The following is an 11,691-nucleotide window of genomic DNA, read 5'->3' as shown; positions in this document are numbered from 1 at the left end:
CGCCTTGACTTCGACGCGTCGCTCGACGTCCTTCACATGGTTGGGATGTCTAAATGAGCGTCTCGCTGCGTAGCGGAATTGTAAAAACGGTGGGTGTGTTACGCGACTATCCAGCTAGACATGTTCGACTCTTTGTGTGCACGCGCGACCCACAGGGCTGCGCACCGCAGCCTCTGTTTACTGGTGGCCCGAGCGCTTACTGATCTCGCGTGCTGTCGGCCTCACCGATGTTGCGACGCGCAAACGTGGCGGCTGCCAGACCAGCGGCAGCGGCAAGCGCCACGGAGGTCCATGGATTGCGCCTGACGAAGCGATCGGCCGCTGCCGCCTTTCGGCTCGTTTCAAGCAAGGTAACGGCGGCGATGCGGGTGGCCTGCGCTTCCGCCAGCAGAACACTGCGGCCGACCTTAAGCGCGGTCGCGCGTGTCGCAAGATTCTTCCGGGCCTGTTTGCGGAAAAACGTAGCTGGCGCGGCAGCGGAAAGTGTGCGCGCGAGTCCGCCCGCCGCAGCGCGGGCAGACGGCGCAGCAGTCGAGCCGGAGCCGGAGGCCGCTTCATGCGTTACGCGTGACTCGCGGTCTGACACAGCATCGGCTGATACCGTCGACGCCGCCAGCACCGAAGCCAGCATCGCCCGGCTTCCCGGCGGCGATTCTTCCTGCATACCCCAGCCGCCGCGCGGATCGTGCATACGTCCGCGTGCCGCCGAAAATTCCGCGCCGAGCAGCAGCACCGCCGCCGAGAAATACAGCCACATCAGCAGAACCGCGAGCGAACCGGCTGCACCGAACGAACTGGCCATGCCGGCGTGCGCGAGATAGAGCGCAAACAGTTTCTTGCCCGCTGAAAACAGCACGGCCGCGACAATCCCGCCGACCAGCGCATCGCGCCAGCGCACCGTGGCATCCGGCAGAAACTTGAGCAGCCCGGCGAACGCGAATGCCAGTACCAGCAAGCCGACGCCCAGTTGCAACAGGTTGCCGATCACCACATATGGCGAATTGCCCCAGAGCCATTTGCCGATGAACGTGATGGCGGTATCGAGCACCAGCGACACGATCAGCAGGAACGCGACGCCGAGCACGAGTCCGAACGAGATCAGGCGTACCCGCACCAGTGCAATTACGCTCGACGTACGCGGACCCGTGTTGGGCCAGACCAGATTGAGCGCGCTGTTGAGCGACGAAAACGTGGCCGACGCGCCTATCGCCAGCATCGAGAACGAGATGATCGCCGCGATGCCGCCGGCGCTGCCGCTGTGATGCGCGTTTTCGACGATGGTCTGAACGCCCGCAGCCGCCTGATCGCCGAGCAGGCCGTTGATGTGGCTGTACAACTCGCCGCGCGCTGCTTCGGCGCCGAAGAACCAGCCGGCCACCGCGATCACCATGACGAGCGTCGGCGCGAGCGAAAACGCCGCATAGAACGCGATGCTGGCGGCCATTGCCGCGCAGCGGTTTTCGCCGAACTGCCTGAATGCGCCCATCGCCCAGTTGGCCTGATTGCGGGCGGTCTGCTGGAGATTTTCGGCGGAAAGGGTGTCGATATCCATGATCGTGTTTCTCGATGTGATGCTGCCGCGGATGGGCTGTTTGCGAACCGTCACCTGCAAGCCGGTCAGCTTCGGCGATGCCGTTGGCCGATGAAGCCGCCCAGGCTTTGCACTCCCTTTCAGCTTTCGCAAACCTTGTGCCTGTCACTATACAAGCTGGCGGGCGTGGCGGAATCGTGGCGAACGCGTGGCGGGTGCGCGGCGAAATGGCGTCGCGTGAGCGTCCTGGTTCGCGGCACGCATCAGGTTAAGCGTCCCGCTAGAATGCGGAAGAACCGCCTGATGGCCTGCTCATTCACCTCATTTCCTGACTCGCACACTATGCACTCGCACGAACTCGTCAAGCAGTTGGACGTCATCGCCGCAGATCAGTTGAACGCGCATTTGCCCGCGCACGTCGTGGCGCAATTGCCGGCGGAGGGCGTGACGGTTTTCGCCGTCACCGACGACGCATCGGACACCGCAGAATTCAGCGCACGTTACGGTTTCGGCCTGGAAGACTGCGCGAACACGATCGTGGTCCGCTATAAGAAAGAGGGCGCCGAACATTACGCGGCGCTGGTCTCATTGGGCTCGTTGCGGCTCGACATCAACGGCGCGGTGAAGGCGGCGCTCGGCGCGCAGCGGCTGTCGTTCGCGAAAAAGGAAGCGGCGGTGGAACTCAGCGGCATGGAATTCGGCGGCATCACTGCGTTCGGCTTGCCGGCCGACTGGCGCATTCTCGTCGATGCCGCTGTGATGGAGCGGGCTCAGATCGTCATGGGAGCGGGGGTGCGGGCGGCCAAGCTGCTGCTCGCGCCGGATGTGCTGCGGCAATGGCCGCGCTGCGAAGTCGCCTCGCTGACGTTGCCGCCGCAGTGAGACCAGGCGCGAACTATCGGCGCGGATGAAGCAGCCGGAGCGTTTTGCGTCGATCGCGACCGGCCGCTTTATCGGCTTATCGAGCGGCAACGATGAGTTTTACGCCGCTCAGGCCGGGGCGAAGTAACCTTCCAGAATGTCCACTACCCGCCAGAGTGAGCAGGGTCGGCGGCAGTGCCCGTCAAAACCGGCTTCCCGCAGATGAGCAATCTGGTCGAGCGGCCAGATATTGCTCATGGCCAGTAGCAGCATGTCGGCGTTGGATCGCTCCGCGCGTACGCCGCGTGCGAACTGATAGTTCGCGACGGAATCGAGCCGCGTATCGAGCAGGACCGCATGCGGCTTCCACCACTTCAGGAAAGACTGCACCTTGATCAGGTCGGCGGCATAGATTGCGTCGTATCCCTTCAGCGACAGCAGAAGCACCAGCGATTCGCCAATCGCCTTGTCGCGATGGCCGATCAGAATGCGTCGCGATTGCGACGCAGCGGGTGAAGCGCGGCGTTTCCAGATCGCGAACTCGGTTTCGTCGTCCAGGGATACGCGTCTTGTCACAGGTGTTCTCCAGTGGAAATGCGCGCGGAACATCTAATGTAATCAAAAAGAATGGTTACAGGGAAGATTTACCTTTGATCAATGTTTGCATAAAGTGCGCAAATTTTACTTACATGCGGGCGGAATTCTGGCGGCGTGTTTGAAACGGCAGCCGACCACACGGACGTAAAAGCAGGCTGCCCGCCCTCAGGCCAGCCCGATTCCGGCGCGGCTCAACAGCCGCTGATTGCGCTCCGACAGATTTTTCATCCGCAACTGCTTGCCGGCTTTACGGTAGCGCTCGACCAGACCCTGCAACGCCGCGAGCGCGGAATGATCCGCCAGCAGCAAATGACTGCAATCGACGGTGACCTGCTCGGGGTCGTCGAGCGGGTCGAACAGTTCGTGAAACCGGGTAGTCGATGCAAAAAACAGCGTGCCGCGCGGCACGTAGGTTTTGTCGCCGGAGCGGTCTTCGACGTGCGCGTGAATTTCGCGCGCGTGCTGCCACGCAAAATTGAGCGCTGCAATCACGATGCCGCACATCACCGCAATCGCCAGATCGGAAAACACCGTGATGACGGTGACCGCCACGATCACCAGCGCGTCGTTACGCGGCACCTTGCCCAGCACGCGCAGCGAGCCCCACGCGAAGGTCTGCTGCGCGACCACGAACATCACGCCGACCAGCGCGGCGAGCGGAATCCGCTCGATCAGCGGCGACAGGAACAGGATGTACATCAGGATCATCACGCCGCTGACAATGCCCGACAGCCGCGACCGGCCACCCGAATTCAGGTTGATCATGGTCTGGCCGATCATCGCGCAACCGCCCATTCCGCCGAACAGGCCCGACGCGATATTGGCCGCGCCCAGCGCGAGGCACTCGCGATTCGGCTGACCGCGCGTCTCGGTGATCTCGTCGGTCAGATTGAAGGTGAGCAGCGTTTCGAGCAGGCCGACGATCGCCATCAGCACTGCATAGGGCAGCACGATATACAGCGTGTCGAGCGTCAGCGGCACGGCGGGCAGGCTCGGCGCGGGCAGGCCGCCTGCGATGTGCGCCATGTCGCCGAGCGTGCGTGTCGGCAGATGCAGCAGTTGCGTGAACACACCTACACCGACGATCGCGACCAGCGCGGGCGGAGCGGCGCGTGTGAGCCGCGGCAGCAGATAGACGATCGCCATGGTCAGCGCGACGAGGCCGCCCATCATCAGCAACGCGCTGCCGTGCAGCCATTGTTCGCCTTGCGGCGTGCTCTGTTTGAAGTGCGCCAGCTGCGCGGTCGCGATCACGATCGCGAGTCCGTTGACGAAACCCAGCATGACCGGATGCGGGACCATGCGGATCAGTTTGCCCAGGCGCAACGCGCCGAACAGCACCATCAGGATGCCGCTGAGGATCACCGTGGCGAGCAGATACTGCGCGCCGTGCTGCACGACGAGAGCGACGATCACCACCGCCATCGAACCGGCGGCGCCGGAAATCATGCCGGGGCGTCCGCCGAACAAGGCCGTGATCGTGCAGATGAAGAATGCGCCGTAAAGGCCCATCAGCGGATTGAGGTGGGCGACCAGCGCGAAGGCGATGCATTCGGGCACGAGTGCAAACGACGAGGTCAGCCCCGCGAGGACATTGCTTTTGATGCCGGGCAGCCGGGCAAGCCAGGCGTGGGAAGGACTAGCGGTGTTCATCTTCGACAAGTGGGGCGTGGGCGGGCGCAAGGTGAGAGCGACGCGGGGTGCGGAGTCCGCACGGAATGAGTCCAGCGGCCGGGCCAGAAATAACGGTTCGGCGGCACGGCCGGAAGATGACAAAAGAGGGGGATTTTACAGCAGGGTGCCCGTCGAGACCTGCGACGCGGGCGAGCCGGCCACGAGGCAGGGTGACGGCGAAGTGAAAACGCCACGCAGCCGCCGGAGCGGCTACGTGACGTTCAATGCGACTGAGCTTTGAGCGCTCTTTAGATGACGAGCCGCGAGACCTTCGTGCCTTCCAGCGACACGCCGGCCATCAGGCCGCCGTTCGTCAGCACGAATGCTTCGACGGGGCTGGTGGCGGTGGACGTATCCACGGCGCCGTTCGCGCCGACCTTCAGCACGGCGACGGTCGCATCCGCGCCGGCCGCCCAGCCCTGGCTGCTCATGAAGCCGTTGAGCGCTTCCTGGGTCATGAACAGGAACACCAGCGCCTTCGATTGCGCGCCGATCTGCAGGCCGAACGAACCGGCCACGGTGCTGTAGTAACCGGTCGTGTGGCCACCCACGCGCAGCGCGCCTTCGCCGTACTGGCCGCCGACCCAGAAGCCTGCCGAGATCACGGACGGGAACACCAGAACGCCGCGTGCCTTGGCGACCAGTTCGCGCGATCCGCCGACGTTTTCATAGAGGCGCGCGAGCGTCGAATCGACCCCTGCGTTGATCGTGTCGCGCTTGCCTGCGTTGGCCGAAGGCGAGGCGCTCGAAGATGGCGACGTCGTCGTGCAACCGGCGAGGCTCAGGCCCACGGTGGCCAAAGCAGCGCTGCCGGTCATGATGAATTGTCGTCTGCGCATGATGGTTTTTCCTTTTCCTTTTGCGTTATGAAAGCTGCTTTTTTCGCTTGATGGCTGGGTTCGTTGCCAGCCTGTTGCGTGACTCTTATCGGCTCGTGGTCTACCTGCCAATCACGCGCCGCAAGGTGTTGCGGTTGCGTAGCTGCACGCTGACTTGCCCCGACGCCGGTTACGGTAATGCGCCCGGCGGCGAAAACGATTCAGCATTTAGCGTGCCTGACACCACCGCCCGAGCAGGGACGGCGCACCCAGACCCGTCCCCACAAAGATCCTGCGGGCTTTCGGCACCGATTTTCCCTGTCGCATAGGACTACGCAGCCGGACGAATGTTCTGGTTATGACGGAAAAGGTTGTACGGATCGTAGCGGCTTTTTACAGCGACAAGCCGTTCGTAGTTCGGCCCATAAGCTTCGGCGATCCGGCTGGTTTCCTCCTGCGTCATGAAGTTCACGTACACGCTGCCCAGCGCGAATGGCGCGGCGGCGTCGGAAAATGCGCGGGCCCACGCGATGCAGCGTTCGTCGTCGGCTGCGTCGTCCCAGCGGCCGTGCACGTTCATCGCGTACTGCGTGTCGCGACTCGGGTACGCGGTCCCGTCGACCGGCACGCGCTGCGTCTGGCCGCCAATCTGGCCGAAAAAAATCTCGCATTGCGCGGACGGCAACTCGCCGATCGAGTGAAGCAGCGCGTCGATCAGGCCGTCGTCGATGGCGGCGAGATTGTGCGATTTCCAGTAATTGCGCGCGCCGGGCGTGAGCAACGGATCGAACGCCTGTTGCCACATCACATACGGCATCGGCCCGAGATGTTCGCCGACCGGCGTGCCGAAACCACGCACGGCTTCCAGCAGCGACGGCCCGTTTTCGACCGGGCCGCAATAGCACGTTGCGAACACGATCACCGGTTTGCCATGCACCTCGGGCGGCAGGAACGGCAGCGGCGGCGCGAGTCTCAGCACGGCCCAGACGCTGAGTTCTTCCGGCATGCCGGCGGTCGCCGCGCGATATTTGACGAGCGCGTCCTTCGCCTGATCGATCGGCAGCACGACGAGGCCGCCATAAACGAGCGGCCCCACCGGATGCAGCCCGAACTCGAATAGCGTGACGACGCCGAAATTGCCGCCGCCGCCGCGAATCGCCCAGAACAGGTCTTCGTGCGAATCGGCGCTGGCGTGGAGCAATTCGCCGTCGGCAGTGACGATGTTGGCCGAGATCAGGTTGTCCACCGTCATGCCGTATTTGCGGCTGAGCCAGCCGAAGCCGCCGCCGAGCGTCAGGCCCGCGACGCCTGTCGTCGAGTTGATGCCGAGCGGGGTGGCGAGTCCGAACGCCTGCGCTTCGTGGTCGAAGTCGTGGAGCGTCGCGCCCGGTTCGACGTAGGCGCGCCGCGCGGCCGGGTCGATACGCACGGATTTCATCGACGACAGATCGAGTACGAGACCGTCGTCGCACAACGCGCTGCCGCCGATGTTGTGACCGCCGCCGCGAATCGCGAGCGGCAGATCGTGGTCGCGCGCGAACGCGATGCCGCGGCGCACGTCCGCCGCACCCGCGCAACGCAGGATCATCGCCGGATGTCGGTCGATCATCGCGTTCCAGATGCTGCGCGCGGCAGCGAAGTTCGGGTCGTCGGGAAGCAGCAGTTGGCCGCGAACTGCCGATTTCAATTCGTCGATAGCGCTACTGGATACTTGAGCCATGACTCATCTCCTGGAGAAAAAACGCAACACGCTTCCGGCTCGCTGCGGGCTGGCGCTGTGGTATTTCAGCATTAGCCGACAGTGAGATTGAAAGCGTATTGAGAGGTTTATTTGCGTCCAGTAAACGGGCTTGCCTCGCCAAGTCAAACGAAGGTATACCCGCGTTTTCCGTCGATTTCGCGCAGGTGCGCGCGTGACAAGCATCTGCGGCGCGCATCGGCATTGAAGGCCGGTCGCGGTGCTGCGGATGGTGGAAATGCTTCGGAAAAAGATCGCGCAGCGAAGTGTTGGATATGCGCAATCTGATGGTTGTGCAACGACACTTTCACGGCGCCGCGCGGGCGCGCGGGCCGTTTTTCATATGGGCTTTTCTGCCGTGTGTAACGCGGTCGGCAGCCAGCTCCGCTACCCGTTCAGCCCTTGACCAGACCGCCGTCGACGATCAGGTTCTGACCGGTCACTGCGCGCGACCACGGTGACAGGAAGAACAATACGGCGTCGGCGAATTCATCGGGCGTCGTGACGCGGCGCACCGGCGTCGAACTGGCGATCAGATCGAAGACGAATTCGGGCGTGGCCGCGCTGGCGTCGGTGGTGCGCAGCAGGCCGCCCGACACCATGTTCACTGTGATGCCGTCGGGACCGAGATCGTGCGCGGCGGTGCGGGTCAGCGACAGCAGCGCCGCTTTGGCCGCCGTGTAATCGTGATACGGGACGACAGGGTTCTGAAACAGATTGGTGCCCACGTTGACGATGCGGCCGAAGTTTTTCGAACGCATGCCTGCCGCCGCAGCCTGAATCGTATTGAGCGCACCTTTGAGCGATCCGTCGAGTTGCTGCTGGAAACGCGTCCAGTCGATGGAGTCGATGTTAGGACGCGCGTCGCCGTCGAACCGGAAGTCGGCCAGGGCATTGTTCACGACCGACACGATGGGTTGATTGGTTTGCGCCTGTGCTGTGTCGAACAGACGCGCGACGGCGGCTTTGTCAGTGATGTCGGCCTGGAGCGGCAACACGCGGTCGCCGAACTCGTCCTTCAATGCGAGGGCCGCGGTTTCGCTCTTGTGATAATTCACGACCACATTCGCGCCTTCGCGCACGAGTGCCCGCGTAATTGCTGCGCCAAGTCCGCGGGCGCCGCCCGTTACCAGCACCCATTGTTCTGATAGAAGCATCGGTTTTCCTGTTGTCGATTGAGTTGCGATGTTTCTATTGTCGCCTGAAGTCGGCCGGCATGGGATCGCGTTCGCTCTGTGGGGTAACGCACGCAATGCGAGTGAGCGGCTTTTAGCGATGTTTCCGGTGAACTGGGGAGGTGTGGTCAGTGTGGCTTCGATCCTGGTTTCATTCGCGGGTCGATCGACGGCGGCGCGAGTGACGGGTCGCCAATGGTTGGCTCATCCGTTTGATGATCGCCTCACGCGCCGGGCTTCCCCTATGCGCTGTCTGTGTGATTGCGCTCATTGCGCTTCGGCAGTTGGCCGTTTTCGTGCGGATAAACACCTATCTCGATCGATTGAATAGATTAAATGAGCCGTTGTGCGTTGCACGCTTTGTGAAATTGCCGATCACGAGTGAGTGATTTTTCTAAAGACAATGTGCCGGACTTTGCGAAATATCCGGCTTGTTTACGTGGAGTTAAATAGTTTGGATTCCATATCTAAATATAAAAAGTTCCACTGTTTTTGAAAGTCGGTAATTAACGATTCTTGACAGTCAGATCGACGCAATCGTGTCGAAACACACACCTGATATCGCATTGCGTGGGCTAACGCACGGTGGCTGCGGGGCGCTCCGAATAACTTCAACGTCCATCAAGCCTCGTTGCTCCGATCTAACGACGATATTCGGATGCAGCCAGTCGGTTCTCCCGGATCACGCCAAATCAGGCCGGGATTTCAGGCGATGGGGGGCGTCGTACATCACGCGGATTTAGCGTGATGTACGGCAATACCGACTGGGCTTTGAATTTTCGTTTTTTAACAGTGAACAGAGATTCACTCGTTATCTGGGCCGGTCTTTCTGGGTGCATGGTTAGGAGAATGAAATGAAAAAGCAAAACGGGGACGCTCGGATTCTGGGGACTCGGCGGGCGGTGTTGGCGGTTGCCGTGAGTCTTTACGCGGCGATTGCGGGTGCTCAGACAAACCCGGTGAAACCAGCCGTGCCGTCGACGGGTTCCTCCAGATTGATGATCGCGCAGGCATCGTCGATTGATTGCGGACCATTCGATACGCTCGGTTGCAAACTGGACAACGGTGGATTGCTTGCGCCGAACACCATTGGCATTGCGGCGGCGGGTCTGGGAACGGGTTCGTCAGCGGCGTCGCAAGGCGGTAATGGCAGTGGCGCTGGGGCGGCAGGTTCGGGAGACAACGGTAGCGGTGCTAGTGGAGGGTCTGGCTCGGGCTCTGGTTCTGGTTCTGGTTCTGGTTCTGGTTCTACAGGACTGGGGGCGGGGAGCACGGGGAATGGTGGGAAGGGCGGGGCTGGTAGTGGTGACAGCGGAAGTGGTGGCGCGGGCAGTGGTGGAACGGGCAGTGGGGGCGCCGGTAGCGGTGGTGGCGGTAACGGTGGAACGGGTAGCGGTGGCACCGGTAGTGGCGGGACAGGAAGTGGCGGAGCCGGGAGCGGTGGGACTGGCGGTGATGGAACAGGTACAGGTGGAACAGGTACCGGCGATGGTGGTAGTGGTGACGGCGGCGGTGATGGTAGTGGTGGCGACGGTGGACATGGTCACGGGCATGGCCATGGCGATGGTGGTCACGGCGACGGCGGCCATGGCGATGGCGGCCATGGCGACGGTGGTCACGGAGACGGTGGCCATGGCGATGGCGGTCACGGCGACAGCGGCCATGGCGATGGTGGTCACGGCGATGGCGGCCATGGCGATAGCGGTCATGGCGATGGCGGCCATGGCGACGGTGGTCACGGAGACGGTGGCCACGGCGACAGCGGTCATGGTGATGGCGGCCATGGCGATGGTGGTCACGGCGACGGTGGCCACGGCGATGGCGGTCACGGAGACGGTGGCCATGGCGATGGCGGTCACGGAGACGGTGGTCACGGAGACGGTGGCCATGGCGATAGCGGCCATGGCGACGGTGGTCACGGCGACAGCGGTCATGGCGATGGTGGTCACGGCGACGGCGGCCATGGCGATGGCGGTCACGGCGACGGCGGCCATGGCGATGGCGGTCACGGAGACGGTGGCCATGGCGACGGTGGCCATGGCGACAGCGGTCACGGCGATGGCGGCCATGGCGATGGTGGTCACGGCGATGGCGGCCATGGCGATAGCGGCCATGGCGATAGCGGTCATGGCGATGGCGGCCATGGAGATAGCGGCCATGGCGACGGTGGTCACGGCGACAGCGGTCATGGTGATGGCGGTCATGGCGACGGCGGCCATGGCGATGGTGGTCACGGCGACAGCGGTCATGGCGACGGCGGCCATGGCGATGGTGGTCACGGCGACAGCGGCCATGGCGACAGCGGCCATGGTGATGGTGGTCACGGCGACAGCGGTCATGGCGATGGCGGCCATGGCGATGGTGGTCACGGCGATGGCGGTCATGGCGACAGCGGTCATGGTGATGGCGGTCATGGCGACGGCGGTCACGGCGACAGCGGTCATGGCGATGGCGGCCATGGCGACGGTGGTCACGGCGACGGCAGCCATGGCGATAGCGGTCATGGTGATGGCGGTCACGGCGATAGCGGCCATGGCGGCAGTGGCTCACATGGCGGTGGCAATGGTCACGGCGGCGAAGGCCACGGCGGCAGCGGCTCCAACGGCGGTGGTAATGGAGGCGACGGCTCTGGCGGCAATGGCAACGGCAACGGAGGCAGCGGCCACGGCGGCGGTAACAACGGCGGAAACGGCTCCAGCGGTGGCGGCAACGGAGGCGGTAGTTCCGGTGGCAATGGCAACGGAGGCAGTGGTCACGGCGGCGGTAACAGCGGCGGAAGCGGCTCCAACGGCGGAGGCAACGGAGGCGGTGGTTCCGGTAGCAACGGCAACGGAGGCGGTGGTTCCGGTGGCAACGGCAACGGAGGCAGCGGCCACGGCGGCGGTAACAGCGGCGGAAGCGGCTCCAGCGGTGGCGGCAACGGAGGCGGTAGTTCCGGTGGCAATGGCAACGGAGGCAGTGGTCACGGCGGCGGTAACAGCGGCGGAAGCGGCTCCAACGGCGGAGGCAACGGAGGCAGTGGCCACGGCGGCGGTAACAACGGCGGAAACGGCTCCAGCGGTGGCGGCAACGGAGGCGGTAGTTCCGGTGGCAATGGCAACGGAGGCAGTGGTCACGGCGGCGGTAACAGCGGCGGAAGCGGCTCCAACGGCGGAGGCAACGGAGGCGGTGGTTCCGGTGGCAACGGCAACGGAGGCAGTGGCCACGGCGGCGGTAACAATGGCGGAAGTGGCTCCAACGGCGGAGGCAACGGCGGTTCCGGTGGCAACGGCAACGGCAACGGAGGCAGCGGCCACG

General features: G+C 63.6%; 8 protein-coding genes. 1 reads left to right on the top strand and 7 read right to left on the bottom strand.

Annotated elements, in window-relative coordinates; all coding sequences use genetic code 11:
- Positions 1–196: 196 nt before the first annotated feature.
- Complete coding sequence (locus BLS41_RS25520) at positions 197–1,552, bottom strand: YihY/virulence factor BrkB family protein (RefSeq protein ID WP_074769888.1); 1,356 nt, start codon at positions 1,550–1,552, stop codon at positions 197–199.
- 321 nt (positions 1,553–1,873) lie between these two features.
- On the opposite strand from BLS41_RS25520, the gene BLS41_RS25515 reads away from it, so the two are divergent.
- Complete coding sequence (locus BLS41_RS25515) at positions 1,874–2,413, top strand: YbaK/EbsC family protein (RefSeq protein ID WP_074769886.1); 540 nt, start codon at positions 1,874–1,876, stop codon at positions 2,411–2,413.
- 108 nt (positions 2,414–2,521) lie between these two features.
- Here BLS41_RS25515 and BLS41_RS25510 read toward each other — a convergent pair whose 3' ends face one another.
- From BLS41_RS25510 to BLS41_RS39130, 6 genes are all read right to left on the bottom strand, one after another.
- On the bottom strand, positions 2,522–2,968 hold the full coding sequence (locus tag BLS41_RS25510) for a response regulator (protein ID WP_074769885.1): 447 nt from the start codon (positions 2,966–2,968) through the stop codon (positions 2,522–2,524).
- A 186-nt stretch (positions 2,969–3,154) separates the two neighbouring features.
- Positions 3,155–4,642 carry a SulP family inorganic anion transporter gene (locus tag BLS41_RS25505; RefSeq protein WP_074769883.1) on the bottom strand — a complete coding sequence of 496 codons (1,488 nt, stop codon included), beginning with the start codon at positions 4,640–4,642 and terminating at the stop codon, positions 3,155–3,157.
- A gap of 269 nt (positions 4,643–4,911) precedes the next feature.
- A complete protein-coding gene (locus BLS41_RS25495) occupies positions 4,912–5,502 on the bottom strand; it encodes a BPSL1445 family SYLF domain-containing lipoprotein (RefSeq protein ID WP_074769879.1) in 591 nt (196 codons plus the stop codon).
- Positions 5,503–5,812: 310 nt separating this feature from the next.
- Positions 5,813–7,201, bottom strand: a complete 1,389-nt coding sequence (locus BLS41_RS25490; RefSeq protein WP_074769877.1) for an FAD-binding oxidoreductase — start codon at positions 7,199–7,201, stop codon at positions 5,813–5,815.
- 413 nt (positions 7,202–7,614) lie between these two features.
- Positions 7,615–8,376 carry a 3-oxoacyl-ACP reductase gene (locus BLS41_RS25485; RefSeq protein ID WP_074769875.1) on the bottom strand — a complete coding sequence of 254 codons (762 nt, stop codon included), beginning with the start codon at positions 8,374–8,376 and terminating at the stop codon, positions 7,615–7,617.
- Positions 8,377–9,518: 1,142 nt separating this feature from the next.
- Positions 9,519–10,928 (bottom strand): hypothetical protein, encoded by a 1,410-nt coding sequence (locus BLS41_RS39130; RefSeq protein WP_074769873.1) that lies wholly within the window; start codon positions 10,926–10,928, stop codon positions 9,519–9,521.
- Positions 10,929–11,691: the final 763 nt, after the last annotated feature.

Origin of the sequence: Paraburkholderia fungorum, assembly GCF_900099835.1 — a bacterium.
Lineage (GTDB): Bacteria > Pseudomonadota > Gammaproteobacteria > Burkholderiales > Burkholderiaceae > Paraburkholderia > Paraburkholderia fungorum_A.
The sequence above is the reverse complement of the archived record's forward strand: the minus strand, read 5'-3'. Positions and strand labels throughout refer to the sequence as shown.